Source organism: Nocardioides daejeonensis (genome assembly GCF_003194585.1).
Classification (GTDB): domain Bacteria; phylum Actinomycetota; class Actinomycetes; order Propionibacteriales; family Nocardioidaceae; genus Nocardioides; species Nocardioides daejeonensis.
The window spans coordinates 31,179-57,751 of record NZ_QHKZ01000004.1 but is presented as its reverse complement, the minus strand read 5'-3'; the positions used below and the strand labels follow the sequence as shown (position 1 = coordinate 57,751).

At 67.2% G+C, this 26,573-nt stretch carries 26 protein-coding genes and 1 pseudogene; 20 read left to right on the top strand and 7 right to left on the bottom strand.

Annotated features, from left to right (window positions below; genetic code table 11):
* Nucleotides 1-323 precede the first annotated feature (323 nt).
* Entirely contained in the window at nt 324-527 is a 204-nt protein-coding gene (locus DNK54_RS21295) for a hypothetical protein (RefSeq protein WP_204164546.1), read from the top strand.
* Nucleotides 528-834: 307 nt separating this feature from the next.
* The gene (locus tag DNK54_RS11410) at nt 835-2,307 is read left to right on the top strand and encodes a nicotinate phosphoribosyltransferase (protein ID WP_110207121.1); all 1,473 of its coding nucleotides are present in this window, start codon (nt 835-837) and stop codon (nt 2,305-2,307) included.
* Between the two features lie 159 nt (nt 2,308-2,466).
* On the opposite strand, the gene DNK54_RS11405 is transcribed toward DNK54_RS11410, so the two are convergent.
* Nucleotides 2,467-3,423, bottom strand: a complete 957-nt coding sequence (locus DNK54_RS11405) for a nucleoside hydrolase (protein ID WP_110207120.1) — start codon at nt 3,421-3,423, stop codon at nt 2,467-2,469.
* A 422-nt stretch (nt 3,424-3,845) separates the two neighbouring features.
* On the opposite strand from DNK54_RS11405, the gene DNK54_RS11400 reads away from it, so the two are divergent.
* The 12 genes and pseudogenes from DNK54_RS11400 (at nt 3,846) to DNK54_RS11350 (ending at nt 14,674) form a co-directional block, all read left to right on the top strand.
* On the top strand, nt 3,846-4,940 hold the full coding sequence (locus DNK54_RS11400; RefSeq protein WP_110207119.1) for an LLM class flavin-dependent oxidoreductase: 1,095 nt from the start codon (nt 3,846-3,848) through the stop codon (nt 4,938-4,940).
* A 15-nt stretch (nt 4,941-4,955) separates the two neighbouring features.
* On the top strand, nt 4,956-5,288 hold the full coding sequence (locus DNK54_RS11395; protein ID WP_110207478.1) for an NIPSNAP family protein: 333 nt from the start codon (nt 4,956-4,958) through the stop codon (nt 5,286-5,288).
* A gap of 39 nt (nt 5,289-5,327) precedes the next feature.
* The gene (locus tag DNK54_RS11390; RefSeq protein ID WP_110207118.1) at nt 5,328-6,827 is read left to right on the top strand and encodes an aldehyde dehydrogenase; all 1,500 of its coding nucleotides are present in this window, start codon (nt 5,328-5,330) and stop codon (nt 6,825-6,827) included.
* Nucleotides 6,828-6,884: 57 nt separating this feature from the next.
* Entirely contained in the window at nt 6,885-7,592 is a 708-nt protein-coding gene (locus DNK54_RS11385; protein WP_110207477.1) for a haloacid dehalogenase-like hydrolase, read from the top strand.
* The gene (locus tag DNK54_RS11380; RefSeq protein ID WP_110207117.1) at nt 7,589-8,368 is read left to right on the top strand and encodes a glutamine amidotransferase; all 780 of its coding nucleotides are present in this window, start codon (nt 7,589-7,591) and stop codon (nt 8,366-8,368) included. The genes DNK54_RS11385 and DNK54_RS11380 overlap by 4 nt, the downstream gene beginning before the upstream one ends.
* A 43-nt stretch (nt 8,369-8,411) precedes the next feature.
* A pseudogene (locus tag DNK54_RS21800) lies at nt 8,412-8,534 on the top strand (LacI family DNA-binding transcriptional regulator); the annotation flags it as partial.
* A 57-nt stretch (nt 8,535-8,591) separates the two neighbouring features.
* Complete coding sequence (locus tag DNK54_RS11375) at nt 8,592-9,410, top strand: substrate-binding domain-containing protein (RefSeq protein ID WP_239460046.1); 819 nt, start codon at nt 8,592-8,594, stop codon at nt 9,408-9,410.
* Complete coding sequence (locus DNK54_RS11370) at nt 9,407-10,339, top strand: ribokinase (protein WP_110207115.1); 933 nt, start codon at nt 9,407-9,409, stop codon at nt 10,337-10,339. Before DNK54_RS11375 ends, DNK54_RS11370 begins: the two co-directional genes overlap by 4 nt.
* A gap of 200 nt (nt 10,340-10,539) precedes the next feature.
* The gene (locus DNK54_RS11365) at nt 10,540-11,532 is read left to right on the top strand and encodes a ribose-phosphate diphosphokinase (RefSeq protein WP_204164545.1); all 993 of its coding nucleotides are present in this window, start codon (nt 10,540-10,542) and stop codon (nt 11,530-11,532) included.
* 43 nt (nt 11,533-11,575) lie between these two features.
* Nucleotides 11,576-12,877 carry a metal-dependent hydrolase family protein gene (locus tag DNK54_RS11360; RefSeq protein ID WP_110207114.1) on the top strand — a complete coding sequence of 434 codons (1,302 nt, stop codon included), beginning with the start codon at nt 11,576-11,578 and terminating at the stop codon, nt 12,875-12,877.
* 88 nt (nt 12,878-12,965) lie between these two features.
* A complete protein-coding gene (locus tag DNK54_RS11355; protein WP_110207113.1) occupies nt 12,966-13,154 on the top strand; it encodes a tautomerase family protein in 189 nt (62 codons plus the stop codon).
* Nucleotides 13,155-13,288: 134 nt separating this feature from the next.
* Nucleotides 13,289-14,674, top strand: a complete 1,386-nt coding sequence (locus DNK54_RS11350) for an NAD-dependent succinate-semialdehyde dehydrogenase (RefSeq protein WP_110207112.1) — start codon at nt 13,289-13,291, stop codon at nt 14,672-14,674.
* 63 nt (nt 14,675-14,737) lie between these two features.
* Here DNK54_RS11350 and DNK54_RS11345 read toward each other — a convergent pair whose 3' ends face one another.
* Nucleotides 14,738-15,685 carry a flavin reductase gene (locus tag DNK54_RS11345; protein ID WP_110207111.1) on the bottom strand — a complete coding sequence of 316 codons (948 nt, stop codon included), beginning with the start codon at nt 15,683-15,685 and terminating at the stop codon, nt 14,738-14,740.
* 400 nt (nt 15,686-16,085) lie between these two features.
* On the opposite strand from DNK54_RS11345, the gene DNK54_RS11340 reads away from it, so the two are divergent.
* Complete coding sequence (locus tag DNK54_RS11340) at nt 16,086-17,114, top strand: M48 family metallopeptidase (protein WP_110207110.1); 1,029 nt, start codon at nt 16,086-16,088, stop codon at nt 17,112-17,114.
* Between the two features lie 9 nt (nt 17,115-17,123).
* On the opposite strand, the gene DNK54_RS11335 is transcribed toward DNK54_RS11340, so the two are convergent.
* A complete protein-coding gene (locus DNK54_RS11335; RefSeq protein WP_162602412.1) occupies nt 17,124-17,711 on the bottom strand; it encodes a cupin domain-containing protein in 588 nt (195 codons plus the stop codon).
* Nucleotides 17,712-17,865: 154 nt separating this feature from the next.
* On the opposite strand from DNK54_RS11335, the gene DNK54_RS11330 reads away from it, so the two are divergent.
* The 5 genes from DNK54_RS11330 to DNK54_RS11310 all read left to right on the top strand — a co-directional run bounded on the left by DNK54_RS11330 (nt 17,866) and on the right by DNK54_RS11310 (nt 21,402).
* Nucleotides 17,866-19,203, top strand: a complete 1,338-nt coding sequence (locus DNK54_RS11330) for an FAD-dependent oxidoreductase (RefSeq protein ID WP_110207109.1) — start codon at nt 17,866-17,868, stop codon at nt 19,201-19,203.
* Between the two features lie 3 nt (nt 19,204-19,206).
* Complete coding sequence (locus DNK54_RS11325) at nt 19,207-19,509, top strand: hypothetical protein (protein WP_110207108.1); 303 nt, start codon at nt 19,207-19,209, stop codon at nt 19,507-19,509.
* Between the two features lie 61 nt (nt 19,510-19,570).
* Nucleotides 19,571-20,062 (top strand): MSMEG_0572/Sll0783 family nitrogen starvation response protein, encoded by a 492-nt coding sequence (locus tag DNK54_RS11320; RefSeq protein WP_110207107.1) that lies wholly within the window; start codon nt 19,571-19,573, stop codon nt 20,060-20,062.
* Entirely contained in the window at nt 20,062-20,895 is an 834-nt protein-coding gene (locus DNK54_RS11315; protein ID WP_110207106.1) for an amidohydrolase family protein, read from the top strand. The genes DNK54_RS11320 and DNK54_RS11315 overlap by 1 nt, the downstream gene beginning before the upstream one ends.
* Nucleotides 20,896-21,000: 105 nt before the next feature.
* Nucleotides 21,001-21,402: an OsmC family protein gene (locus tag DNK54_RS11310; protein ID WP_110207105.1), complete on the top strand. Its 402-nt coding sequence runs from the start codon at nt 21,001-21,003 to the stop codon at nt 21,400-21,402.
* Between the two features lie 31 nt (nt 21,403-21,433).
* On the opposite strand, the gene DNK54_RS11305 is transcribed toward DNK54_RS11310, so the two are convergent.
* From DNK54_RS11305 to DNK54_RS11290, 4 genes are read right to left on the bottom strand one after another with little or no spacing between them, the layout of a single operon-like run.
* Nucleotides 21,434-22,870 (bottom strand): oxamate carbamoyltransferase subunit AllG family protein, encoded by a 1,437-nt coding sequence (locus DNK54_RS11305; protein ID WP_110207104.1) that lies wholly within the window; start codon nt 22,868-22,870, stop codon nt 21,434-21,436.
* Between the two features lie 2 nt (nt 22,871-22,872).
* Complete coding sequence (gene argH, locus DNK54_RS11300) at nt 22,873-24,414, bottom strand: argininosuccinate lyase (RefSeq protein WP_110207474.1); 1,542 nt, start codon at nt 24,412-24,414, stop codon at nt 22,873-22,875.
* Nucleotides 24,411-25,370, bottom strand: a complete 960-nt coding sequence (locus DNK54_RS11295; RefSeq protein ID WP_162602411.1) for a 1-aminocyclopropane-1-carboxylate deaminase/D-cysteine desulfhydrase — start codon at nt 25,368-25,370, stop codon at nt 24,411-24,413. The genes argH and DNK54_RS11295 overlap by 4 nt, the downstream gene beginning before the upstream one ends.
* On the bottom strand, nt 25,367-26,569 hold the full coding sequence (locus DNK54_RS11290; RefSeq protein WP_110207473.1) for a class-II fumarase/aspartase family protein: 1,203 nt from the start codon (nt 26,567-26,569) through the stop codon (nt 25,367-25,369). Before DNK54_RS11290 ends, DNK54_RS11295 begins: the two co-directional genes overlap by 4 nt.
* Nucleotides 26,570-26,573: the final 4 nt, after the last annotated feature.

The window sequence follows — 26,573 nt, the reverse complement described above, 5'->3', positions numbered from 1 at the left end:
ATCCGGCCGTGCAGGGGCTGAGCCCTCCGATGGAGTGTGCGGGCTGGCATGGAGCGGGATCTCAGCCCCTGCACTCCATCGAAGCCGCTCGGGCGCTGTGGCACCTGTCCGTCAGTCGACCGAGACGAACGCTCAGGACCGCGGTTCGCGCGTGATCAGGCGTGGTGGTCCTACGGTTCAACTCCCCCTCGCGCACGCTTGAGTGGCTGGCCCCGGGTCTTCGGATCCGGGGCCGCTCGCATTTCGGAGCTGTAGTCGCTTGTGCCGCGCTCCACTGCCACCAGGTGACAGCGGAGCGCGGCATAGAGGAGGGCCTCGGGGCGATGCCGGTGGCCCACGGTTCCGGCCTCGTCGAGGCGTGGCGCGCACTGGCTCCGATCACCGCGAGCGCGGATGCCGTCGGCGGCCGCGACTCGGTCGCCGCGACGCAGGCCGTCCTGGTGTCGAGCGGCCGCGCCGTCACGGCGTGGCGACGGGCACTCCCCAGGGCGGCTGCCACGGGGTCCTCTCTCGGCCCCATGAACTAGAAACGCGTGAAAAGTAGAACGGTTTCTATACCCCGTCGAGGTGCGAATCTCCCGCGTGAATGAGCCTAAAACAGCATTCTTGACGCACTCTCTTGACAGCATGACTGGAATCGTTAATGCTCTGTGTCCTAGAGCACACTGCGGCTGGTTTCCCGGTCGCTCATGAACCCAGAGTGAGTCGGCTGGCAAGTCTCGCGGGCAGCCCGGACCTTCCCTGCTGGGACAAGGCATGTCAGGGCCGTGAGGTCAATCGCGGCGCGGGTGCCGGCTCCAACTCCAAACCCGCTCAATGAGAAAGGCTGCCGACATGGCGCTTGGTGGAGAGTTCGACAACATCATCTTCAACACGGACAACTACAAGCACTGCCACTACCCGCTGTATCCCCCCGGCACGGAGTACGTCTCGAGCTACATCGAGTCACGGGGCGGCGACTACCCGGTCACGATGTTCATGGGCCTCCAGGCCTTCATCCGGGAGTACCTCATGCACCCGATCACGCTCGAGGACATCGACTATGCCGAGCAGGCGGTGCGCGAGCAGGGCATGCACTTCAACCGGGAGAACTGGCTCGGCATCCTCAACGACCACGGAGGCTACCTCCCGGTCGAGATCGAGGCGGTGGCCGAAGGCACCGTGCTGCCGTCCCGGAACGTCTTGGTGCAGCTGATCAACACGGACCCCAAGTACTACTGGGCCACCAGCTTCTTCGAGACGGCGCTGCTCCGGGCGGTCTGGTACCCGACGACCATCGGCACGATCAGCTGGCTGGCCAAGCAGATCATCCGCACCGCGTTGGAGCGCACCTCCGACAACACGCACCTCCTCCGTCACATGCTGCACGACTACGGCGCTCGAGGTGTCAGCTCGCAGCAGTCGGCCGCGCTCGGCGGCATGGCGCACCTGGTGAACTTCAGCCAGAGCGACACCACGCCGGGCATCATCGCCGCGAAGAAGTTCTACAACGCGGTGTCCCCGTCGAACTCAGGGCCGAACTCCGAGCACGCCGGGTTCACCGCGTGGGGCCGCGAGCACGAGGTCGATGCGCTGCGGAACATGCTCAACGTCTACCGCGACAACGGCGTGGCGCTCCTGCTCACGGATACCTATGACCACGAGAACTGCGTCAAGAACATCCTCGGCGGCGAGCTCCGCGAGGAGATCCGCAACTGGCCGGGCATGGTGGGGGCTCGGCCGGACTCCGGGGACCCGGTGCAGGTGACCGCGGACACCACGGAGTGGCTGATGGACGCCTTCGGCTACGAGACGAACTCCAAGGGCTTCAAGCTGCTGCCTCCCTTCATCCGCGTGGTTCAGGGAGACGGCGTCACCTTCGATAGCCTGCGTCGGATCTACATCGAGTTGGAGCGGCGCGGACTCGCGGCCGACAACGCCATCTTCGGCATGGGCGGCGGCCTGCTGCAGCACTGCAACCGCGACACGATGAACTTCGGCCAGAAGGCCAACGCGGTGCAGGTGAACGGTCAGTGGCGCGACATCGCGAAGTCGCCCACCGGGGCTGGGTTCAAGGTGTCCAAGGCCGGTCGGCTCGCGCTGGTCAAGGTCGACGGCGAGTTCAAGACGGTGCCGCGCGACTCGGTGAGCGCTGAGGAGAACCTGCTCAAGCCCGTCTTCCGCAACGGCCAGCTGCTCAAGAAGTGGGACTTCGCCGAGATCATCGCCAACAGCGAGTCCGAGGTTCCCGAGCAGTACTACGCAGACGTCGTCGCACCGATGTTGGCCGCCACGCGCGCGGGCGCGTTGGCCGGCGCGGTGTCCTGACCGAGCAGAGACTGCCTCCTGCCCGTAGGCCCGGCAAGTGCCGGACCTACGGGCAGGAGGCTTCGTTGCGTCGACCCGCTTCGTCGTCGGCGACAGGCGGGACCTGCGCGCGGGCCGCGACCTCGAGACTCATGCATCGCGTTCGCGGCCCGGGCAGCGTCACCGGTCGCCGAGGGTCGCGAAGAAGAGGGCGAGGACCTCGTTGTTGTGTGCAGAGGTGACGACGTCGACCAACGGGTGCTGTTCCGCCGTGGCGTGCACCGCGTCCTCGCCTGCCATCGCGCGTCGATCGACGATCGTCTGGCCGCGGGCCGGCCCGGGTGTGAGCACCACCTGCACCGGCCGACGCTCGACTCCGTACAGCTCTGGTGCGACCAGGGCGCACAGGGTGCCGGCATCGCCGATGCAGTCGTAGATCACGGTCTCGCCGTTCGACGGGTCGGCCACCTCGAAGCCGAGCAGGCGGCCGGCGGTGCGGCGGACCTGGCTCGGGGATGCGCACAGCTCGGCGACCTGATCGGCGGGGGTGCGCATGCTCCACAGGATGTCCCAGCCGTACATCGTCAGTGGTATGCCGCTGGTGAGGACGATGTGCGCGGCTTCGGGGTCGTGCCAGAAGTTGAACTCGGCGACGGGGGTTGCGTTGCCGATGGTCGCGGAGCCACCCATGAAGACGATCTGCTTGATCCGGCCGGAGACCTCGGGGTGCATGCGGAGCAGCAGGGCGATGTTGGTCAGTGGCCCCAGCGCGACCAAGGTCAGCGGCTCTGGAGCATCGCACAGGCAGCGTCGCATCAGCTCTACGGCATGTGTCGGCTCGGTCTGTCGTCCGCTTGGTGGCAGGTCTACGTCGCCCAGCCCGTGCTTGCCATGAATCCACGACGCGTCCCGCGGCGGTTCGACGAGCGGTCGACGAGCGCCCAGGGCGACAGGCACAGGTGGGGCGTCGACCAGGTCCAGGATCTTCAAGGTGTTGGAGACGACGTTCTCCAGGCTGGTGTTGCCTTCGACGCACGTGATCGCCTGGAGATCGATCTCGGGATGGAGGACGGCGAACATGATGGCCAGGGCGTCGTCCCGGCCGGTGTCGACGTCGAGAAGTATCTGGTGCCTCATGGGTGGAGGAGCCCCTCACTGGTCGGTGTTCCGGTGATATACAAGAACCGTTTCTTTAACCGTCGACGTTAGCACGTTGCGGGCCGTCAGGTTGCCGGAAAGGTGGGACATGGCCGCCTGAATCCACCGGCATCTCGGCTACGTGACGGCTCTCCCGGATCACGTCCCCTGAGGGGCGCGAATTCAGAAAAATAGAAACGTTAAAAGTATTGAGGTTTGGCCGGAGTCGACGCTAGGCTGCCAGTGGCCGCCCAGGAAGTCGGCATCCCTCGTCGGGGAGCGTGCAGGTTGCCCCCTTGACGACCAGACCGCCTGCATCCGTGGACACTAGTGAAACGTTTCGGATGCAGTGGTCATGGAGAGATGTGCGATTCCGGCGCCTCAGCCGACAGCTCAAGTGACAGCTCATCGAGGAGTACGACATGGCGCTGAAGTTCTGGGTGACCGCACCCTTCTTCTACCCGGACATGAACAGGCCCTGGTCCGAGGTTCTTGACTGCATGATCCGCATCGTCGACGCCGCGGAGGAACTGGGCTTCGAGGGCATCACGATCAACGAGAACCAGTTCCAGAACTACACGTGCAACCCGTCGGCCATGATGTTCGCGGCGGTTGCTGCACAGCGCACCAAGCGGCTCCGGATCGTCCCTGGCGTGGTCGTGCTTCCGGCCTACAACCCACTGCTGGTCGCCTCCGAGATGGCCCTGCTCGACCACCTGGCGCCGGGGCGCACCGGAATCGGCGTCGCGCGTGGCGGAAGCCGTTATGCGCTGGACCGGATCGGCGTGAAGCCCGAGAACCAGCGCCCGATGTATGAAGAGGCGCTGTCGATCATCCGCCGGCTGCTGACGGAGGAGGAGGTCTCGCACGAGGGAGACTTCTACTCCTTCCCGCCCACGACCCTGGTCCCCAAGCCGATCACCCAGCCGCATCCCGAGCTGTGGATCGCATCGCAGAGCGCAGAAGGTGCGCGCAAGGTCGCTCAGCAGGGTCTCAACCTGATCACCGCGCCGAACTTCGGCAACTTCGAGCCGCACGGCGACCTGGAAGCCTTCCTGCAGGCCTACGACGACGAGGTCAGGATCTCCGGCAAGCCGCGCGGCGAGGTGATGGTGCTGAGACACACCTGGGTCGGGCGCACCGAAGAGGAAGCCCTGGAGTACTTCGACGACATGCTGAACGAGTACAACCACTACATGGCCCTGGTGAAGGGCGAGGGATCGAACGCCACCGCCGAGGACCGCCTCACCACGCGCACGCTGGGCGAGAGCCGCGACTTCGTGACTCGCGGCCGGATGCGCCCCGAGCAGCTGTCCATGCCGAAGGAGGGGCTCTACGAGAAGTACTCCGACCCCGTCATGACGACACCCGACAAGATGATCGAGCGCTTCAAGCAGTTCGAGGCGATGGGCGTTGACCATCTGGCGTGCCTGATAGCGACAGGCATGCCCGCTGACGCCATCGTCAAGAACATGGAGCTGATGGCCGAGGAAGTCCTCCCGGCCTTCGCGGACTGACGAGGGGTGGCTGCCTTGATCTCCGAGATTCGCGAGTACGTGCCCATGCCGGGTCGTCTTCCCGATGTCGTCGCGTTCTTCCACGAGACCGTGATCCCGCTGTTCCGCAAGCACGACATGACCTTCACCCAGATGGGCTTCACGTCGTTCGGTGAGCGGTCGTTCGGCGAGTTCGTCTACACGATGCGGTTCGCCGACCTCGCAGAGCTGGAGCGCAAGTGGGCCGCTTTCCTCTCCGACCCAGCGTGGGAGCCGGCATTGGCCGAGCGCGAGCAGGACGGGCCGCTGTACCAATCCATCCGCCGGCGGGTCGTTGACTCCCGCCAGTTCGACCAGCTTCTCGGCTGAGCCCGAGTTCGCCCAGCGTCTCAAAGGAGGTAGGACAACGTGACCGGTTCGCGTCGAGTCCCCATTGCACATCTGGACAGGTTCTACATCGGCGGCCAGTGGACGGTGCCGTCGTCGACTGCCACGATCGACGTCGTCGAGTCAGCGACGGAAGAGGTCTACTACCGGATCGCCGAGGCGCGGGAGGCAGACATCTCTCGGGCTGTCGGCGCCGCTCGCCAGGCTTTCGACGAGGGACCCTGGCCGCGTATGGCCCATGCCCAGCGCGCCCAGTTCCTCCGCGCGATGGCGCAAGCGGTAGCTGAGCGCACGGATGACGTGGTCGAGCTGTGGCCCCGTGAGTCGGGCATCCTCGCCAGCGTCGTCGCGCCGGTCATGACCGAGGTACCGATGGCGTTCAACTACTACGCCGACCTGGCGGAGACCTTCCCGTTCGAGCAGGCGGTTCAGCCGACCACCTCGGGCGGTCGCTACGGCATGATCGTGAGTGAGCCGGTGGGCGTTGTCGGGGCGATCGTCCCCTGGAACGCGCCGATGACCTTGATGGCCTTCAAGCTCGCACCGGCGTTGCTCGCCGGGTGCACGGTCGTCGTCAAGGCTTCGCCCGAGGCGCCGGGGACGGCGTACCTGATGGCGGAGATCGCGGAGCAGGTCGGCTTGCCCGCTGGCGTGCTCAACGTGGTCACCGCTGATCGCGAGGCGTCAGAGGCGCTGGTGCGTGACTCTCGGGTCGACAAGATCACGTTCACCGGGTCGACCGCAGTGGGGAAGCGGATCGCCGGCATCCTGGCGGAACGGGTCGGCCGCTACACCCTCGAACTCGGCGGCAAGTCCGCGGCGGTGATCCTCGACGACATGGAGCTCACCGAGGCCGCTGACAGGCTGGCTGCCGCCGAGTGCTTCCTTTCGGGCCAGATCTGCGCATCGCTCACCCGTGTGATCCTGCCGCGCAATAGGCACGACGAGATGGTCGAGCTGCTTGCCGACCGGTTCGCCAAGGTCCGGGTCGGCGACCCGTTCGACCCCGATGTGCAGATGGGTCCCCTGGCCACCGAGCTCCAACGCGAGCGCGTGGAGGGATATATCGCGATCGGCAAGGAGGAGGGCGCTGTCCTCGCTGGCGGTGGTGGTCGACCCAAGCATCTGGACCGCGGGTGGTACGTCGAGCCGACCGTGTTCGGCAACGTCGACAACTCTTCGCGGATTGCGCAGGAAGAGATCTTCGGGCCGGTGCTGACGGTCATCCCCGCGCGTGACGAAGCGGATGCAGTGCGCCTGGCGAACGACACGATCTTCGGGCTCAACTCCTCCGTGTTCACCAACGATCCGGACCGTGCCCGCGAGGTAGCCACCCAACTGCGGTCAGGGACCGTAGGCCAGAGCAACAACCGGGCGGACTTCGGCGTCGGGTTCGGAGGGTTCAAGCAGTCAGGCATCGGCCGTGAGGGTGGGGTCGCCGGCCTCTACCCCTATCTCGAGAACAAGACGATGATCTTCGATGATCTGCCGCGTGACTTCCCGACGGCAGCGGATGGCTGAGACGTGACTGCGAATCCGGGTAGCGACGGGCCAGGCCGCCTGCTGCACGTCTTCGACATGGACGGCACGCTGCTGCAAGGCTCGGCGACCATCGAGATCGCGCGTCAACTCGGCGTGCTCGAGGTCGGCCGTGCGATCGAGGACCGTTGGGCACGTGGTGCGATCAGCGATGACGAGTTCTGGCAGACGCTGCTGGAGATATGCGCGGACGCCGACGAGGAGGACATAGACGCCGCCTTCCACTCCGCGCCGTGGATGGCTGGGATGATCGCGACCTTCGCCGACATCCGGGAGCGCGGCGAGGACGCGATCGTCATCTCGCAGTCACCGGCGTTCTTCGTGAGCAGGCTGGAGCGATGGGGCGTCACCGAGACGTACGGCTCCGCGGTGGAGATCAGGCGCCCGCTGCGCGCGAACGCCACGTTGTCGGCTGACGCCAAGCTGGTCATCACTGAGGATGCGCTGGCCCGCCGAGGACTCGAGGTGCATGAGTGCATCGCCTACGGAGACTCCTCCAGCGATCTCAGTCTGTTTGCGGCACTGCCGCACACAGTCGGGGTCAACCCGAGGCCGGCACTCGCGGCGTTGGCGGCGCGCACCTATGTAGGCGGCGATATCGGCGAGGCCTATCGCATCGGGCGCGCTTTGGTCGCGGGTGGAACCGACGGCCGCGCCGCGATGGCAAGTACTTCCTCGGAAATGGCGAGGACGTTTGAAGAACCTGGCAAGAGCGCTCCGAGCGCTGGAAGGGATGTAGTGGGATGAGCGCATCAGGATCGTCGCTGAAGGTCTTGTTCGTGGGGGAGTCCTGGATCAAGCACGTCATTCACATGAAGGGCTTCGACCAGTTCCACTCCACCGAGTACGAAGAGGGAGCGCAGGTCTTCCTCGACTGCCTGGCAGATGCCGGCCACGAAGTCACCTACGTCCGCGGCCATGAGATCTCCATGCGTTTTCCGCGTTCCGCCCAGGAGCTTGACGAGTTCGATGTCGTGGTGATCTCCGACATCGGCTCGAACTCATTCCTTCTGCCCGACGAGACCTTCCTTCGGGGGCAGGAATCACCGAACCGGCTCGAGCTGGTCGCTGACTTCGTGCGCGGGGGAGGCGGCCTGGTGAAGATCGGTGGCTATCTCTCGTTCACCGGTATCGACGGCAAGGCACGTTTCGGCAGGACCCCGTTGGCTGCGGTCCTTCCGGTCACGATGCTGGACCATGACGACCGCGTCGAGAAGCCGGAGGGGGTTGACGTCACGGTCTGTCTGCCGGAGCACCCGGTCTTGGGCGACACCCCGTCCGAGTGGCCACGACTGCTCGGATACAACCAGTTGATCGCCAAGACGGACGCCACAACGGTCGCGATGGTGGGGGACGACCCGATGCTTGTGACGGGCGAGTTCGGCAGCGGTCGGTCGGTTGCATTTGCCTCGGATCTCGCTCCACACTGGGCCCCTCAGGCCTTCCTGGACTGGGCACACTACGCCGGGCTGTGGAACTCGATCCTGGCCTGGGCTGCGCAAGTTCAGACGACCCGCGGATAAGGACCGGTCTAACGTGACAGAGCCGAGACGTAAGCCTCCCACGATGAAGGACGTCGCAGCTCACGCTCAAGTTTCCCTGAGCACGGTCAGCTATGTGCTCAACGATTCCGGGCCAGTGGCGCCGGAGCGTCGCCAGCGAGTACTTGATGCGGTTCGGGTGTTGAACTACATGCCGAACGAGTCTGCTCGCAAACTCAAGCGACGCAGCCCGTTCACGATTGGCATGATCGTTCCGGACCTGACCAACCAGTTCTTTGCGATGGTCACCGAAGGCGTGCAGAAGGCAGCCTCGGCACGCGATGTTCTCGTGGTGCTCGTCGCGCCCGCTGCGGCGGAGCAACCAGAGGAGAAGCAGGCTCAGTTGCTACGTCGTCAGCGGGTCGACGGCGTCGTCTACCTGTCCGGGACCGGGTCACTGCCGGCCGCGATCCACGAGATCGCCCGTTCTGGGCCGATCGTGCTGGTCGACGAGAAGATTCCTGGCACCGGCCTGCCGGCGATCGTGGCGGAGTCCCGCAAGGGTGCTCGCGCGGTTGCTGCCCATGTCCTCGAGCAGGGCCACCGCAACGTGGCGGTCATCGGGGGACCCATGGCTCTGTGGACGGCACGACAACGGCTGGCCGGCTACCGCGAGGCGTTCGCTGGTGCGGGACTCGACCCAGACGCGGTCCCCGTGATCGCGGGCGACTACCAGCAGGAGTCGGGGCAGCGGATCGCGGCCGAGTTGCTTGCTGCCGACCCCCGTCCGACGGCACTCATCTGTGCCAACGACCTGCTGGCGATCGGAGCAATGGAGCACTGCCGCGAGGTCGGGCTTCGAGTCCCCGAAGACGTCAGCATCGTCGGCTTCGATGACCTCCCGCTTTCTCGCCTGCTGACTCCGAGGCTGACAAGTGTGAGCCAACCTGCCCGCGAGATGGGCTACCGCGCGGCGCAAGCGCTGTTCGAGCTGCTGGATGCCGGGGAGGTCGGACCCGTCGCCGACCTGCCCACGACCGTCAACCTGCGCGACTCCGTGTGCCCGCCGCAGGAGTCGACATGACTCCGCGGGTCGTGGTCGTCGGCGCACTGAACGTCGACCTGGTGGTCAAGGTGCCCAGGTTGCCTGGTCCCGGCGAGACGGTGGTGGGGCCTGAGGTGCAGCGCCATGGCGGTGGCAAAGGCGCCAATGCGGCTGTTGCCGCTGCGCGAGCCGGTGCCGAGGTGCGCTATGTCGGTGCGGTCGGCGCCGATGACCTGGGAACTGGAGCGTTGGCGGAGCTGGTTGCCGAGAACATCGACGTGAGCGGTGTGGTCGTGGAGCCGGGGGTAGCCACGGGGACGGCCTTGATCGTTGTGGATCACGCGGGTGAGAACCAGATCGCAGTAGCCGCAGGCGCGAACGCGGTGGTCTCTCCTGAGAGCGTTCGCCAGGTGCTTGCGCGATCTCGAGGCTGGGCCACGTGCGTGCTGGTCAGTACCGAGATTCCGATGGACGCCGTCGTCGCGGCGGTTGAGACGGCGCGTGCGTACGACCTGCCCTGCGTGTTGAACCCTGCGCCAGTCGCGGCTGGGCTGGCCGGGCTCGTCAGCATGTCGCCGGTTCTCACGCCCAACCAAGGTGAGCTCCGTGACCTGTGCCGCGCTCTCGGCGAACCCGACGAGACTTCTCTCGAGGCGATGGCCAGCGCCGTCGCTCACTCTTCCAAGGCTGCCGTAGCGGTCACCCTGGGTGCCGACGGTGTCATGGTCGCCGATCCCGACGGGTCGACCTGTCACATCCCGGCAGCACCCGTGGCCGAGGTCGTCGACACCACCGGGGCCGGCGATACCTTCAATGGCGTGCTCGCGGCCGCCTTGGCCTCCGGGGAGACCATCTCGGGAGCTGTCCGGCGCGGCGTGGCGGCTGCGTCGATATCGGTCGGCAGCGCGGGAGCGCGTGCAGGGATGCCGACGGCCGAGGTCATCGACGCTGCGCTTGCGTCCCCGTAGCTACGAAGGCGGGCAGCGCCGTCTTATGGGCCAACTATAAAGGTTTCTTCTTTATCTTCCTGTCGCTCGTCAAGAGTTGCAGAACATGCCTGAACCAAGAGTCTGAATGAGGAAATGAAAGGTTTCTTTGTGAGTGACGTAATGATCGCCTTCGCCCGGGGGTTGGCACCCTCCCCGCGCTTCAAGGAAGGTGTCCGTCGATGACGGCCTCGCTGGAGTTGCGCCATTCCAAGCACTTGATGGTCTTTGCCGGCAGGGCGAATCCGTCCCTGGCCGGCGACATCGCCGGGCAGCTCGGAGTGGATCTGGGCGGCGTAACCCTCAAGACCTTCTCCAGCGGCGAGGTCTACTGCCGGTTCGAGGAGTCGATCCGTGGTGCAGATGTCTTCCTCGTCCAGCCGATGTGCGCCAATCCCGAGATGGGGATCAACGCGAATGATGCGCTCGTCGAGCTGCTCGTGATGGTCGATGCTGCGGTCGGCGCCAGCGCGCACAGGGTCGTGGCGGTCACCCCGTGGTACGGCTACTCGCGCCAGGACAAGAAGTCGGCGCCGCGCGAACCGATCTCGGCCCGCATGGTGGCCCGCACTCTCGAGGCTGCAGGCGTGGACCGTGTGCTGACGATGGATCTCCACGCGGGACAGCTGCAAGGCTTCTTCGGCGTGCCGGTCGATCACATGACGGCCCTGGGCATGCTGGCGGAACACTTCGCGGGTCTCGACGACGATCTCGTGATCGTCGCGCCCGACGCCGGTCGGGTGAAGCTCAACAAGCAGTTCGCCAACCGGATCGGCGCCGGTCTCGCGATCCTCGACAAGGAGCGCCCTCAGCAGCAGATCGCGGAGATCACCACGGTGATCGGCGACGTACGCGGCAAGACTGCCATCGTGATCGACGACATGATCGACACCGCAGGCACCCTCCGTGCCGCCGGGGACGCCGTCATGTCGGCCGGCGCCAAGCGAGTGTTCGCCGCTGCCACGCACGCCGTCTTCAGTGGCCGTGCGTTCGAGAACCTTGCCGCCTCGCCGTTCGAGCGCGTGGTCGTCACCGACACCATCCCGCTCGGGCCAGGTGCGCCCCCCACGATCGACGTGCTCTCGTGTGCCCCGCTGCTGGCGGACTCGATCCGCCGGATCTTCACCGACGAGTCGGTGAGCGAAGTCTTCGACGGACAGAACCACCCCTTCTGAGGAACCCTGACGGAGACACCGGAGTGAAGAGAGAGGCACCGTGATGAGCGCTGACGTGGCGATCGAGGGCGGACTGCTGTGGTCGGGACCCGGCCAGCACCAGCCCGACGCGCTGATCTACATCCGTGCCGGCAGCGTGGCCTACGCCGGGCCGCGGCGTCCAGGTGTGGTGCCGGATGGGACGCCTCGAATTGATGCGACGGGCTGCACCGTGCTTCCGGGCCTCATCGACGCGCACGTGCACCTGACCACTAACTCCGATCACGACGACGTCGTACCGAGCGACGTCTTCCGTGGCCAAGTGACTCCGGCTGGCAAGCTGCTGCACGGGCTGCGCAATGCGCACAGGGCGCTCGCCGCCGGCTTCACGACGCTTCGGGTGATGGGTCACCGCGGGGTCGGTGAGGCCGAGCTGCGCGACCTTGTTGCGCGCGGGCTGCTGGTCGGCCCGCGGCTGGTGCTCGCTCCCTGGTGGATCACCATGACCAACGGTCACGGTGACCTCTTCTATCCGCGCTACACCCGACGTGAGCGTCTCGACACGGCGGACGGGATCGAGGAGTGTCGCAAGATGGTCCGCCTCCAGGCGAGGGCGGGCGCCGACTTCATCAAGGTGATGGCCAGCGGCGGAATGTCGCCTGGTGAAGAGCCGCACTGGCCCAACTACTCGGTCGCGGAGCTGCGGGTCATCGTCGAGACAGCGCACGACATGGACCTGCGGGTGGCAGCGCATGCGCTGTCGCCGGAGGGTATCCGTCGCAGTCTTGCGGCTGGTGTCGACAGCATCGAGCACGGTTCGTTCCTTGATTCCGAGATGGCTTCGGAGATGGCGGAGCGCGGCACCTTCCTCGTGCCGACCATGGCCTTCAACGACTGGTGTCAGCGGGAGGGGACCAGCCGTGGCCTGACCGAGGAGGCGGTGGCCGACCTGCGCGAGGCGCATGACCGAACCATCGAGTCGTTCAACCTGGCGCGAGAGGCCGGGGTCAAGATCGTGATGGGCACCGACTCGTCAGGAACGTTGTGCCCGTTCGGTGCGCATGCTCGCGAGCTCGAGCTGTACGTCGAGCACGGAATGAGCGCCGACGAGGCGATCGCTACGGCGACGACCGTCGCCGCTGACCTTCTCGACCAACCGCTTCTCGGGTCGCTGCGTCCGGGAGCGGCTGGTGACGCCGTCGTCGTCGACGGAGACGTGGTGGGCGACATCGGCCTCCTGACGTCGCGTCACAACATCCGGCACGTCGTACGTGCCGGTACGGACGTGGGCGAGTACCTGCGCGTCGCGTCGACCGCGATGGGCCTAGAAGACGGATCGCCTTCGAACCAGCGTGGCAGCAGCTGACTGCCCGCGACTCGATCGGACAAGGCATGCAGTCACGCCTTCGTCCACTGCTGAACCCACACCCATCGATAAAGAAGGAGAGAAAGCAATGGCCCACATCGAAGCATCATTCTTCACCACCCGTTTCGAGGACGAGAAGTTCAGCCAGAAGATGGTCGAGGCACTCACCCAGGCCGTCGGCTCCGTTCTCGGCGAAGAGGCAGCGAACGACACCGCGGTCGTCCTGCATGGCATCGAGCCCTGCAACTGGGGCTACCGGGGCAAGCTGCTCGGCTGACTGCAACTGCTACCGCAACCCGCGCCGCAGAGACCTGGCCCCGGCCTCGGGCGCAAGCAACTACTGGCCGACGCTGCTGCGCCGGCCAGTAGTTGGCGTATCCCGAGAACACCCACGGCTACCTGGAGACGACCATGAGTGACACCCACTTCGAGGTGCAGGACCCCGCCACCGGTCTGGCAATCGAGACCGTTCCCGACAGCAACGTGCTGGATGCGGTGGCAGCCGTGGACGCGGCCGCCGCCGCGTTCCCCGCCTGGGCAGCAACGCCGGCGCGGACCCGGGGCGAGACGCTGCGTCGCTGCTTCGATCTGATGCTGCGCGATGCCGAGCTGCTCGTCGGCCTCATTGCCGGAGAGAACGGCAAGTCTCTTGCCGATGCCCGGGCCGAGGTCAACTACGCGGCGGAGTTCTTCCGGTGGTTCAGCGAGGAGGCGGTCCGTAGCGAGGGGACCTATGGCGATGCTCCAGCCGGAAAGGCGAAGACGCTGGTCACCCGCGCGCCCGTAGGTGTGGCGGCGCTTGTCACGCCGTGGAACTTCCCCGCCGCGATGGCGACGCGCAAGATCGCGCCCGCGTTGGCCGCCGGTTGCACGGTGGTGCTCAAGCCTGCCGCCGAGACCCCGCTGACCGCACTCGCCCTTGCCGAGATCATGCGCGAGGCGGGAGTGCCTGACGGCGTCGTCAACGTCGTCCCGACCACCGATGCCGCCGCCGTCGTGACCGCCTGGCTGGAGGATCCCCGGATCCGCAAGATCAGCTTCACGGGATCTACCGGTGTAGGCCGTGCTCTGCTGCGGCAGGCCGCCGACCGCGTTCTCAACGCCAGCATGGAGCTCGGTGGCAATGCGCCGTTCGTGATCACGGCCGACGCCGACGTGGACGCGGCTGTTGCGGGGGCGATGATCGCCAAGTTCCGGGGTGGCGGGCAGGCATGCACGGCAGCCAACCGGTTCTATGTGCACCGCGACATCGCAGCCGAGTTCGTGGAGAAGTTCGGCGACGCCGTCGCTGCCCTCCGCGTTGGCCCGGCCGCAGACGAGACGAACCAGGTCGGTCCGGTCATCAGCGAGAAGGCCCTCGGCACCTTGACCACGTTGGTCGACGCCGCGGTCGCCGACGGTGCGCGGATCGCCGTCCAGGGCACGGTCCCCGAGAAGGGCTGGTTCTTCCCGCCGACGATCCTGGTGGACGTGCCTGTCGGCGCCCCGATCCTGTCGGAGGAGATCTTTGGCCCGGTCGCTCCGATCGTTACCTGGACCGACGAGGCCGAGATGCTCGAATCCGTCAACGACACCGAGTTCGGCCTCGCGGCGTACGTCTATGCCGGGCGACTCCAGGACGCCTTGCGGCTCGGCGAGCAGATCGATGCGGGGATGGTCGGGATCAACCGCGGCATCGTCTCCGACCCAGCAGCTCCGTTCGGCGGGGTGAAGCAGAGCGGGATTGGCCGCGAGGGCGCCCACGAGGGCATGCGCGAGTATCAGGAGACGCGCTACTACAGCGTCGACTGGAGCTGATCCCACGACGCAAACCGGGCCCCCGTCGTCGTGACTGGGGCCCGGTTCTGCGACCGCTGCGCGTCAGATCTCGATCAGCGAGCCGCCGTCGTAGAACCTGGCCGCCTTGTAGACCATCGGGTCGACGTTGGAGACCTCGAGGTAGGTGACCTGGGCGACGATCAACACGTGCGTCTTCGCCCGGAACCGCTCTTTGATCTCGGCCTCGATCGAGGCGGCTGAGCCGCGAATGAGCGGAGAGCCCTCCGGCCCGGCGTGCCAGTCCAGGCCCGCGAACTTGTCGTCAGACTTGGAGGCGAACGTGTCCACGACAAGACGTTGCGTGTTCGCGATGATGTTGATGCCGAGGTGCTCGGACTCGAAGAGCGATGGATAGGTCGACGACGAGTTCTGCACGCACACCGCCACCAGCGGCGGGTCCAACGAGATCGGCATGTAGGCACTGACAGCCAGTCCGCGCGGTCGCCCAGCGGAGTCCTGCGTGGTCACCACGGTGACTCCCGTGACGAACTTCCGGTTGAACTCCTTGAGGTCCTCGATGCTGGGCATCTCGAGTGCCGTGCTCCCGCTGGCACCCGTCGAGCGCCCGAAGGCCGAGCCGAGCCCAGGAGTGCCGAGATCGGAGAGCATGTCGACGGTGGGATCCCACGCCACGCGCTCGCGGATGATCCGGCCCTCGCGGAGAGTGCCTTGGACCGCGCCCTGCGACTGCAGCACCCGTCTGGTCGGGGGCACGTCGCCGAACGCGTTCATGAATGTTCCCGTTGCCGACCAGAAGAGCGCGAAGTCGTCGCCGTCGACGACGATCTTGTCGACTGTTGTCCGGAGGTCTGGAATGGCGAGCCGCATCTCCAGCACTTGGTTCTTCAGGTCGGCGAGACCTGAGGTGCGACCCAGGCCGGCGTTCTCCAGCTCGTAGTCGGCGTGGACGATCGCGTCCAGGGCATCGCAGTCGCCGTGGTTCCAGGCAGCGTCCCAGGCCGAACGAACCAGAGTCTTGAAATCCGACATCTCTTTCCATCCCTCACTCTGCGCGCAGAAGGCAGTTGGTGTGGCGCGGCCTCCGGCAGCGCTCAGTTCCTTGAGAAGTGCGGAGTCGACATGAACGAGTATTAACGATTCCAGTTTGGGTGTCAACGGCGGCGCTGTGTGTCGAACCAGGCGGCACAAGCAGTCGTAAATCGAGGAACCGTGACGTAATAGAAACGATTCGTGAATGTCCGCTACTTCAGCCGTGGTCGCGCGCGTCGATCCCGCTGGCGGCCGGCGAGGTGCGCTGGCGTGGGTTGCGCTTCACCGGGTTCGCTGGGCCGGGGCATCGGTCTGGCGTTCGTCAGCGGCCGGTGCCGACTCGGTCCTCCGGTTCTCGATCCGATCTTCCGATGAGGTGAGCCATGGCATGGTTGTCGCTATGGCTGCCTCTGGACCGCCCGCCCGCTCCCGCGCCACCCTGAGCGGGATCAGCTCCCGTGCTTGGGAGCATCCTGCCGATCGGGGTGCGTTGGTGGCGCTGCGCAAGCTCAAGGGCTTCGACGCGCTGCTGAAGACCATGTCGGGCTTCCTCAACGAGCGCCGGGTGCGACTCCTCTTCCTCGGGTCGGGCGTCCGCGTCGACGAGCGCCAGTTCACCGAGCTGCATCGACTGCTGCTCGACGTGGCCCACGTGCTGGACGTCGACGAGATCCCGGAGATGTACGTCGTCGCCGACCCCTACCTCAACGCGGTCACCATCGGCCTCGACAAGCCGATCATCGTGCTCAACTCGGCCCTGGTCGACCTGCTCGACGCCGAGGAGCTCCGCTTCGTCATCGGCCACGAGCTGGGCCATGCCGTCTCCGGGCACGCCATCTATCGCACCATGCTGCTCTGGCTCCTCCAGTTCAGCACGGTGCTCGCCTCGATCCCTGCCGGCGGTCTGGCGGCGCGAGGCATCATCGCTGCCCTGCAGGAGTGGGCGCGCAAGTCCGAGCTCTCCGCCGACCGTGCTGGCCTGCTGGCAACACAGGACCCGGCCACCGCCTATCGGGTGCACATGCAACTGGCCAGCGGTGGACATCTGGAGGATCTGGATCCGACCGCGTTCTTCGCGCAGGGCCAGGAGTACGAGAACACCGAGAACATCCGCGACTCGGTGCTGAAGCTGCTGATCACCGAGCAGCGCAGCCATCCCTTCGCCGTGGTCCGCGCCTCGGAGCTGCGCCGCTGGGTCGACTCCGGTGAGTACGCCGCCTCCGTCGGCGGCGCCTATCCCCGCCGTTCCGATGACGCGGACGCCAAGCTCAGCGATGCGGCCAAGGAGGCAGCGAAGAGCTACACCGAGGCGTTCAGCCAGACCGGGGACATGCTCGGAAAACTGGTGCACGACGCCGCCGGCTGGCTGGGCAGCGCCAAGCTGTGGATCGATGAGCAGCTTCGCCGACGCGGCGACGCGGACGCATAGCGTCGGTGTTCAGTAGGTGGAGTCCGACTGGGGCCGCAGGGCCATCCAGACCGCGACAGCATCTTCTTTGTGAGGGTTGCGCCAGCTGTGCGGCTGCTGGGTGCGGAAGTGCAGCGATTCTCCGGCGGAGATGGTGAACACCTCGCCGCTCACCTCGAACTCCAGGCCGCCCGACACGACGTACAGCAGTTCCTCGCCGGCGTGGTACATCGGCTTCTCGCCGCTGCTGGCTCCAGGGATCACGGTCGCGAGGGCGCCGGCCAGGAGGAACTTGCCGTAGGGGCCGGTGATCCCGCCCAGGGTGATGCCGGAGTGCGAGGTGTAGATCTCCGGTCTGTCGTCGGCGGTGATCTTCACCGTTGAAGCCAGCTCTTCCTCTTCTTCGACGAAGTAGGCGACGGGCTTGTCCAGGGCGGCTGCGATCTTGAGCAGGGTGGAGATGGTCGGCACCATGCTGCTCGACTCGATCTTGTGAATCGCTGCTGCGGAGACGTCGGAGCGCTCGGCCAGAGCCTGCAGCGAGTAGCCGTGCACCTTCCGCAGGGACTTCAACTTGGGTCCGATGCTCGACACGACCTCGTTGACCCGTGACCTCATGGAACCTCCTGGCTCGCCGCTTGTTGCGGGGCCCTGGGCGCCCCCGATCTGCCTTCCGTGATTGCCCCTTGACGGTGAGCGGGTATCCAGTATGGTGAACGAAATATTCCCCATAATCAACACGGCTGGCTCAGACGTCCGAGGAGACGACTTCATGGCACGGCGAATCATAGTTGTTGGCGGCGGAGCCGCTGGCATGGGCGCGGCGGGTGCCGCACAGGGCACCGCACCAGATGCGCAGATCACCGTCTTCAGCGAGTTCGAAGATGCCGCCTACAGTCCCTGCGGCATTCCGTACGTGCACGGCAAGGAGATCGCGAGCTTCGACTCGCTCTTCATGGCCACCAAGCAGCACTACATCGACCAGGGCATCGACATCCGCTACGAGACAGTCGTTGCGAGCATCGACACCAAGGCCAAGACGGTCACCACGACCACCGGTGTCACGGAGAAGTACGACTCGCTGATCCTCGCTACCGGCTTCAACTACGCCGACCCGGCCGTACCTGGCTCCGATCTCGGCGGGCTCTACTACGTCAAGAACATCCGCCAAGCGATGGAGTGGGACAAGGTCCTCGACACGGTGAAGTCGGCCGTCGTCTGCGAGTCCACGCCGTTGGGTGCCGAGATGGTCACCGCGCTTGCGCACCGCGGTATCGAGACCCACCTCGTCGAGCCCGCCCCTTGGTCGATGTCGATGGCCACGGACCCCGACATCATGAAGCCGGTCGAGGACTCATGGCTCGAGCTCGGCGCGAAGCTCCACTTCAACACCAAGGTCACCGAGTTCAAGGGCACCAACGGTCAACTGAGCGCGGTCGCCACCAATGAAGGCGAGATCAAGGCGGACCTGGCCGTCATCGCCACCGAGAAGGTCGCCAACACCGCGCTGGCCAAGGCGGCGGGCGTCAAGCTCGGCATGAGCGGCGGCATCATCGTCGACGGACAGATGCGTACGTCGGTCCCCGACGTCTTCGCCTGCGGGGACTGCACCGAGATCCCCCATGGTGTCTCCAACGTGCCCATCCAAGGCCTGTCCGGCAGCCACGCCTACGCCCAGGGCAAGGTCGCGGGCACCAACGCTGCCGGCGGTGAGCGCGAGTACCAGGCCGTCTACGTCCCCTGGGGCATGGTCGCGGGCAAGTGGATGATCGGCGGGGTCTCCTTCAGCGAGACGCTGGCCACAGCGCTCGGCATCCCCTTCGTGGTCGGCAACGGGCAGGGCATCTCGCGAGCTCGCTACTACCCGGACGTGAAGCCGGTGAAGGTGAAGCTGCTAGCCGAGCCCGAGGGCCTGCGACTGATCGGGGCCCAGTTGGTCGGCGGCGAGGGCATCAAGGAGCGCTGCGACTTCTTGGCGATGGCGGTCCGGACCGGCATCACCCTCAGGGAGCTGGCCACCATGGAGAACGTCTACAGCCCTCCGATCGGCGCCCTCGGCGAGCCGATCGCAACCGCCGCCCAGAACGCCCTGGCGAACCTCAAGGGCTGAGCCATGGGATTCACGCGCTGGGTGCGGAGCACCTCCGAGCACTACCTGATGATCGACGCCCAGGACAAGGTGGCCCGTCGGCTCGGGACCACTCGGCCCGCTCCGCCGCGCGGAGTCGAGATCTTCTGGCGTCGCATCTACGTCCCTCTCTTCTATCTCCTTCCCGCCGGCCTGCGGAACGCGATCATCGCGAAGATGCCCGGCAGCCATCAGAAGAGGTGGGTCAAACAGGCTCCCCTCCGCGGCCCGGCGGTCACGGGCTTCGGGGAGCTGACCTCCAAGCCACCCCGCGACCGAGCCTCCTGACGCTCTCTGACTCGGCCCCACGAAGTCATCCAGCAAACCCGACCCATAGGAGTACGCACTCATGTCCAGCCAGACCGTATTCGTCGAGACTCCGAAAGAAGGAGACGTCAACTGGGACACCAGCGAGAAGGTGTTCCCCGACATTCAGGCCAACGAGGGTGAGAAGGCGACGGTCTTCATCCACTCGGTTCCCTTCGAAGGTTCGGTCTCGTTGGTCAACCTCATGACCTCCACCCGACTCCAGCGCAAGGGGTTCGAGCTCACCATCGTCCTCTACGGCCCTGCGGTGCTGCTCGCCGCTGCCGGTCGCGGCTATCCGGCGGTGGGCACGGAAGGCTTCCCCGGCAACCTCTCGGTCAACAAGCAGCTCAAGATCCTGATGGACGAGGGCGCCACCATCTACGCCTGCCGGTTCGCGATGGGTGCCTTGTACGGCATGCGCGAGAACGACCTGATCCCCGGTGTGAAGGCGTTCAACCCGCTGGACGTGCTGGACTCCGCGCTCACGGCGTGGCGTGACAAGCACTTCCAGCTCAACACCTGGACCATGTGATGGCGAAGGCTCCCAAGCGTCATGCCGACGCGCACCGGCATGTCGGAGTCCTGCCGGCGTTCCCCTTCTACGGCGGCCCACCGGTCAATCCCGACCAGAATGCCCGGGCGACGATCGCGGAGCTGATCGCCGACCTCGACGCGGAAGGCACCGAGCGCGCACTCATCATCCCGAACTACGGGGTGCCGGACCCGAAGCACTCCTTCGCCCTCAACGAGTTCGTCGTCGAGGCCGTCGGCAAGGACGATCGGCTCCGGGGTGCGCTCTGGGCCTCGCCCCGGCCGCAGGATGCGGAGTTCACCGAGAACGCACTGGCGCTTGCCGGCGAACCCGGGATCAAGGCGTTGAAGTTCAGCTTCCTGCTCGGCGGCGCGGTCGACGACCCGGAGTGTCTGGCCCAGCTGGACAAGGTCTTCGCCAAGGCCAAGGAGAAGGACCTGATCGTGCACGTCCACACCTCCCCGGGCGCGGCCTCCGACATCGACAGGATCGGTGAGCTCGTGGACCGGTACGCCGACGAGGTGCCGATCCACCTGGTGCACTTCGGTGGCGGCATGAGCGGCCACATCAAGCTCATTGGCGGCCGCTTCTTCGACTGGATCGAATCGGGCAAGAAGGTCTACACCGATCTCACCTGGGCGATCGGGTTCGCGCCGAACTGGCTGGCGAACGAGATCGACAAGCGCGGTATCGGTGGCGATCGGGTGTTGTTCGCGACGGACCAGCCGTGGGGCGACTTCGCCGGCGAGTATCACCGCATGATCGATGCCACCGGCTCGCGGGAGATCGCGGACATGATCTTCTACGACAACTTCGACAGGCTCTACAGCTGACCCGGTGAGCACACCACGTCTTCGGGGCCCGGTCGCTGCGACCGGGCCCCGAAGTCATGGGCGAGCCCCGTCGTGACAGGCAACATCCGAAGGAGAGGAACCAGCATGGCCAGGTCAGGACCATCGGCGCCGGTCGTTGCCCGCTGGGAGGGCGGCTGGCGGGCGACAGTGACCAGCGGCGACTTCGTCTTCGGCGTCGACGAGCCGGCCTCTGCCGGCGGCACCGACACGGCGCCGATGCCGACGGAGTACCTCCTCGGCGCTGCCGCCTCCTGCTACGCCCTCGCCCTCAACTGGGCAGCAGGCAAGCGCGGGATCGACCTGCCGGACCTGAGCGTCACCGCGGTGGGAGAGTACGAGGGCGCTCGCTTCTCCGAGATCAGGCTGGTGGTCGCCTCGGCCTTGCCCCGGGAGCAGTTGGAGCCGCTCCTGGAGCCGGCCAACCGGGTCTGCTACGTCTCCAACACACTGGCCCAGCGGCCCACTGTGGAGATCGCCGGCAGCTGAGCCCGAGCCGGGCCCAGCCACCGGTACCGGCTCAGGCTCCGGCGGTCAGCCGCGCGTCCAGCTCGAGCAGCGCGTCGATGAACGGCTGGATCGGCGCCTCGGCGACGCCGGCGCCGACCTGACCGCTGCCGTCCGAGACGTGCAGGATCCCGGTGGTCACGCTCGGTGTGATACCCAGCTCGACCACGCGGCGTACGTCGACCCCCACGGGCGATCCCCGCATGCCCCAGACCGGAATGGTGAACCGGCTCGAGTTGCCCACGCTGACGTTGTCGAGTGCCTCAGTCAGCTCGGCCGCGTGGGCCATCGTGCCGCCGACCATCTGTGCCACGGCGGGCGATCCGGCCGCGCATGCGCCGCCGAGACCGACCAGCTCCAGGACCGCGCTGTCCCCGATGTCGGGCGCGGCATCGGCCGCGCCGCGCCCGGGCTGGTAGAGCGCTCGGCCCACCGGCGGCGCGGCCGTCACATGCCAGGTCGACCCGGATCCGGTCAGCCAGGCCGCGAAGTCGGTGCCGTTGCGGGCCATCCCGGCCACCACCGAGCTGCCCTCCACCTGCGCCGCCCACGTCGTCAGTGATCGTGCCGCTGCCATCGCCAGCGTGAGGAAGAGCAGGTAGTTGGCGGACAGGAACGTCGCCGCCTCCACCTTGCGCGGATGCTCGCTCGCTACCAGGCCCGGCAGCAGCGTGCGCAGCAGCAGGTTCGTGGCGGCCTGCGTGCGAACGTGGACGTCGTCGCCCATCGCGACCGCCTGGGCCGCCAGCGACATCACGTCGATCGGTCCGATGGTCCGCACGGCGTCCGCCAGCACGGGCCCGGCGACCTCGCGGAGCAGGACCAGCCGCTCGATGGCTCCCGGCGAGTCCTTCCCGAACCAGGCGACGTCACCGGAGCCCTGGCCGATCGGCGCATGGGTGCGGATCCCGGCGTCCGCCAGGTCGATCACCCACATCGGCGTGGTCGGTCCCATCGAGGTGGCCATGGGCACGACGACGCCGTGCACGTTCGCGGACTCGATCCGGATCTCGCCGCTGCTCAGCATCCGGTCGGCCTCCTCCGGCGTGGCCGCCCAGCCTTCGGCGCATGCGGCCGCCCGCATCGAACGTCGCAGTGGATCGGCGGTCCGCTCGATGGTGATCGGCGGTCCGCTGTGCAGCAGGGTGCGGCCCTCGGCGAGCACGGGAACGACCTGAGCTGCGGGGAGCACGTCCACCAGCTGGGGCGCACCGCGGTCGAGGCGCCGGAAGACCTCGGCGTTGGCGGCGTCGATGCCGGCGGCGTACGGCCCGAAGGTACGCCGGAGCGCGGCGACGACGCGCGGGTCGCCGCCGCCGGGAATCCTCCAGTCCACCTGCATGACCGGGACGTCCTGCCGGGCCACTGCGTCGGCGAAGAGAGGCAGGCCCACGTTGACGACGTCCAAGGTCTGGGGCAGGGAGAGGGGAGGCAGGGTGGGTGTGGACATGTTCATCGACTTCCTTCGTTGACGATGGCCTCGGCGCGATGGATCAGCTCCAGCTCGGCCGCTGCGATGGCTTCCCGGCGACTGTGCGCGCGGGAGTGGAGTGCTCTGCTCTGGTCCAGGCAGCCGGCGGCCATCGCCGCGACGACCTCGGGTGCCGCGCCGCCGGCGAGCGTGCGGGTCTCGACGATCTTGCGGGGATCGAGGATCTCCGTGAGGTCGGTTTCCGCCAGCCCCAAGGACAAGGTCGGCGCATGCTCCCGAGCTGCCGCGTCCAGGCGGGCCCCGTCCAGATCGATTCCACGGAGTCCCTCACGGCTGGCCTGGCGTACGGCGATCCCGACGACCTGATAGGCCGTTCGGTAGTCGACGCCGCAGGTCTGCATGATGAACTCGGCCAGGTCCGTGGCCTGGCTGAACCCGGACTCGAGCGCCGCCCACATCTTGGCCTTGTTGACGGTCAGCGTGCGGATCACGCCGGTGGTGAGCCGGGTGGTGCGCAGGGCCAGGTCGATCGCCCGTGGGATCTCACCGTAGGCGTAGATGAGGTTGTCGCTGCGGGCAGAGGGGCTCTTGCTGACCGCCAGGAACCCGCTCAGCCGACCGATCAGCGTCCCGGAGGCGCCGCGGATGATCGAGAGGGCATAGGGATTCCGCTTCTGCGGCATCAAGACCGAGGAACGGCTGTAGCCGTCCGCCAGGGTCACGTAGTCGAACTCGTTGCTCGCCCAGATCTCCAGATCCTCGGCGAGCTTGCTCTGTGTGGTGAGCAGGCTCGATGCGTTCGACAGCGCGGCGATCAGTCCGTCGATCTGCCACATCGCGTCGCGGGTGTGCTCGATGACGCCGTCGAAGCCGAGGAGCTCGGCGACCCGGCCACGTTCGGCAAGCAGCCGACTGCCGTTGACGCAGCCCGCCCCGCCCGGGCTGGTGTTGATCCAGGCCATCGTCTCGAGCAGCCGATCGGCGTCTCGTAGCACCGGATACGCCCAACTCACCAGGTAATGGCCGAACGTCGACGGCTGTGCGTGCTGCAGGTACGTCTGGTCGGGCAGCCAGGTGCGGGTGTTGGCTCCGGCCAGCTCGGCGATCGCCTTCGCCAGCTCGGCCGCACTCTCCACCAGCTCCTCGAGGCCGCTGCGGATGTTGAGCCGCAGAGCGATCCGCACTGCCTCGCGCCTGGGGCGTCCGGCATGCAGCCAGCCCGCCACGTCGCCGATCTGCGCGGTGAAGTGACGCTCGCGGGAGTTGTAGGGCTCGCCGTACGCCGGGTCGTAGGGGAACTCCTCCGCGCGGGTGCGGGCGGCTACCAGGAGGGTGGAGAGCAGCTGCCGGGTCGCGTCGGTGGGGATCACCCGGCGCTCATGCAGGTCGATCACATGGGCGATGTCGGCCAGGTTGAGGCCGGCATGGAGCAATGGTGCGTCGAAGTTCTCCAGGTAGAAGCCGCTGTCGATCAGTTCCTGGGCCGGACCTCCGACGGGCGGCCCCAACCGGTCGACGCCACCGAGGTGGTGCTGCGAAGGGACGATCTCGATGTCTGTCATGCGTGCTCCCATCCGGCGACTGCATCCAGCAGACCGCCCGTGTGCCAGAAGATCGTGGTCAGTCGGGGATCTCGGATCTGCTCGCCGAGGACCGCGGGCAAGGCCCCCAGGGCCTTCGCCGTGTAGACCGGATCGAGGACGATGCCCATCGTCGTCAGCGCGACCTGCGCGGCGTGGGCCCCCAGAGTCGAGGGCTGCGCGTGGCCCGGACCTCGCGCATCGACGAGGCGGACGTCGGCGGCCTCCGGCGGGGCCGTCCCGGCGAGCTCGGCACACCCACGGGCCAGCTCCAGCACCCGGCCGCGAGCCTGCTCCGGCGCCCGGCTCACGCTCGCGCCGTGGATCTCGAAGCGGCGACCGAGTGCGACGCTGCCGGCGATCAGGCCCGCCGTGGTGCCGCCCGAGCCGGTCGCGAGCACCACGGTGGCGGGGCCATCGACCTGAGTGGCGAGCTCGGCGGCGGCCTGGTGGAAGCCGAGTGCCCCCCGCGCCGTCGAGCCACCTCGCGGTGCCACATAAGGCCGCCGCCCGGCGGCGGTGAGCTCGGCGGCGGCGTCTGTCAGGGCCGTGTCGACACTGCTGCGGTCCGGGTCGCCTGTCCACTCCACTCGGGCGCCCCAGGCCCGCGCGGCAAGATGGTTGGGATGCTGTGGTCTCTGGGCCGGGCCGGCGTAGATCAGCACGCACTCCATCCCGGCTCCGGCGGCGGCCGCGGCCGCCGCCTGGCAGAAGTTCGAGCCGGGGGTGCCGCCCGTGACGAGCACGTCGGCCCCCCTCCCGAGCGCCTCGGCGAGCAGGTACTCCAGCGGGCGCGCCTTGTTGCCGGCCACCGCGAAGCCGGTGAGGTCGTCGCGCTTGACCAGGAGACGTCCGGCCACCCCGAGTGCCTCGGCGAGGCGCGGTGCCTGCTGGACAGGGGTGGGTAGGGTCGCCAGGTTGTGCCGGGAGCGGGTCATGGCCACTGCTCCGACTCCTGGGCACGTGCGGCCCGGGCGTGACGCAGGACGCGGTCGACCATCAGCGGTGCCGCTCCTGGGTCGGCCGGGTTCTGGGTCTGCCCCAGGTGCGTCCGCAGGTTGGCCGTCATCCGGTCTTCGTCGATCTCGAGGCCGTCGACCAGGCGCCGGGTGAGGGACAGGGCGGAGCCGGTGAGCAGGCACACCTCTGGGAGCGCGACCCACTCCGCCTTCCATGCTCGCCCGTCGCGCTCGTGCTGCGAGACGACCGACTCGGACAGGACGCCGCTGCTGGAGCGGGCCAGACGAGCGAGCGTGTCGAGGTGCTCGCTGCCCTCGGGGTTGCGCTTGTGGTGCATGGTGATGCTGCCGACCACCCCGGCCGGACGCGGCTCCGCCAGTTCGCCGATCTCGGGCCGTTGCAGTTCGTAGACCTCGCCGCCGATGCGCGCCAGGGTCCCGCAGATCATCGCGAGCAGGTGGCCGAACTCGGCCGGTCGGTCGCGTGAGCTCAACCACGAGATCCGCGGTTCGTTCAGTCCCAGCTCCGCGGCGAAGCGCGCCCGGACTTCCAGGGCGCTGGGTCCAGCATCGACCAGGGTGCCGAGCCCGCCGCCGAGCTGGACCGTCAGCCAGCGGTCGCTGCCCTCCCGGAGCCGGTCGAGGTGGCGACGTACCTCGTCGGCCCAGGAGGCGACCTTCCAGCCGAAGGTGATCGGCGCGCCGGGCTGACCGTGGGTGCGCCCGCACATCAGCGTGTCGCGGTGCTGAGCGCTCAACTCCAGCAACCGGGCCTCGATGGCGCGCAGGTCACGCCAGACGATGCCGCCGACGGTCCGGACCGCCAGTGCCGTCCAGGTGTCGGTGACGTCTTGCACCGTGGTCTTGAAGTAGAGGTGCTCGCGCGCAGACTCCGGCAGCAGGGGCTGCAGCTCCCTGATGAGTCCGAGTGTGGAGTGGCCGGTCTCCCGAGTCGCCACTCCGACCTGGTCCAGGTCCAGCCGGTCCACCTTCGCGGCCTCGGCGATGGCCTCCGCGGAGCTGAGCGGGATCAGGCCGGAGGCGGCCTGTGCACGGGCCAGCGCCACCAGCACGTCGAGCCACCCCTGGACTCGGGCGGATTCGTCGAAGACCTCGCGCACCTCGGGAGTGCCCCACAGGTGGGCATACATCGCGGAATCGCTGATCCGAGCGCTCATCGCC

Bases quoted from the DNA above. Each gene is read 5' to 3' on its own strand.
- DNK54_RS11295 (WP_162602411.1), bottom strand. From the start codon at position 25,370: ATGACCCGCTCCCGGCACAACCTGGCGACCCTACCCACCCCTGTCCAG.
- DNK54_RS11340 (WP_110207110.1), top strand. From the start codon at position 16,086: ATGGCTGCCTCTGGACCGCCCGCCCGCTCCCGCGCCACCCTGAGCGGG.
- DNK54_RS11330 (WP_110207109.1), top strand. From the start codon at position 17,866: ATGGCACGGCGAATCATAGTTGTTGGCGGCGGAGCCGCTGGCATGGGC.
- DNK54_RS21295 (WP_204164546.1), top strand. From the start codon at position 324: ATGCCGGTGGCCCACGGTTCCGGCCTCGTCGAGGCGTGGCGCGCACTG.
- DNK54_RS11290 (WP_110207473.1), bottom strand. From the start codon at position 26,569: ATGAGCGCTCGGATCAGCGATTCCGCGATGTATGCCCACCTGTGGGGC.
- DNK54_RS11385 (WP_110207477.1), top strand. From the start codon at position 6,885: ATGGACGGCACGCTGCTGCAAGGCTCGGCGACCATCGAGATCGCGCGT.
- DNK54_RS11360 (WP_110207114.1), top strand. From the start codon at position 11,576: ATGAGCGCTGACGTGGCGATCGAGGGCGGACTGCTGTGGTCGGGACCC.
- DNK54_RS11400 (WP_110207119.1), top strand. From the start codon at position 3,846: ATGGCGCTGAAGTTCTGGGTGACCGCACCCTTCTTCTACCCGGACATG.
- DNK54_RS11350 (WP_110207112.1), top strand. From the start codon at position 13,289: ATGAGTGACACCCACTTCGAGGTGCAGGACCCCGCCACCGGTCTGGCA.
- DNK54_RS11320 (WP_110207107.1), top strand. From the start codon at position 19,571: ATGTCCAGCCAGACCGTATTCGTCGAGACTCCGAAAGAAGGAGACGTC.
- argH (WP_110207474.1), bottom strand. From the start codon at position 24,414: ATGACAGACATCGAGATCGTCCCTTCGCAGCACCACCTCGGTGGCGTC.
- DNK54_RS11325 (WP_110207108.1), top strand. From the start codon at position 19,207: ATGGGATTCACGCGCTGGGTGCGGAGCACCTCCGAGCACTACCTGATG.
- DNK54_RS11335 (WP_162602412.1), bottom strand. From the start codon at position 17,711: ATGAGGTCACGGGTCAACGAGGTCGTGTCGAGCATCGGACCCAAGTTG.
- DNK54_RS11345 (WP_110207111.1), bottom strand. From the start codon at position 15,685: ATGTCGGATTTCAAGACTCTGGTTCGTTCGGCCTGGGACGCTGCCTGG.
- DNK54_RS11365 (WP_204164545.1), top strand. From the start codon at position 10,540: ATGACGGCCTCGCTGGAGTTGCGCCATTCCAAGCACTTGATGGTCTTT.
- DNK54_RS11310 (WP_110207105.1), top strand. From the start codon at position 21,001: ATGGCCAGGTCAGGACCATCGGCGCCGGTCGTTGCCCGCTGGGAGGGC.
- DNK54_RS11370 (WP_110207115.1), top strand. From the start codon at position 9,407: ATGACTCCGCGGGTCGTGGTCGTCGGCGCACTGAACGTCGACCTGGTG.
- DNK54_RS11355 (WP_110207113.1), top strand. From the start codon at position 12,966: ATGGCCCACATCGAAGCATCATTCTTCACCACCCGTTTCGAGGACGAG.
- DNK54_RS11405 (WP_110207120.1), bottom strand. From the start codon at position 3,423: ATGAGGCACCAGATACTTCTCGACGTCGACACCGGCCGGGACGACGCC.
- DNK54_RS11380 (WP_110207117.1), top strand. From the start codon at position 7,589: ATGAGCGCATCAGGATCGTCGCTGAAGGTCTTGTTCGTGGGGGAGTCC.
- DNK54_RS11410 (WP_110207121.1), top strand. From the start codon at position 835: ATGGCGCTTGGTGGAGAGTTCGACAACATCATCTTCAACACGGACAAC.
- DNK54_RS11305 (WP_110207104.1), bottom strand. From the start codon at position 22,870: ATGTCCACACCCACCCTGCCTCCCCTCTCCCTGCCCCAGACCTTGGAC.
- DNK54_RS11375 (WP_239460046.1), top strand. From the start codon at position 8,592: ATGATCGTTCCGGACCTGACCAACCAGTTCTTTGCGATGGTCACCGAA.
- DNK54_RS11315 (WP_110207106.1), top strand. From the start codon at position 20,062: ATGGCGAAGGCTCCCAAGCGTCATGCCGACGCGCACCGGCATGTCGGA.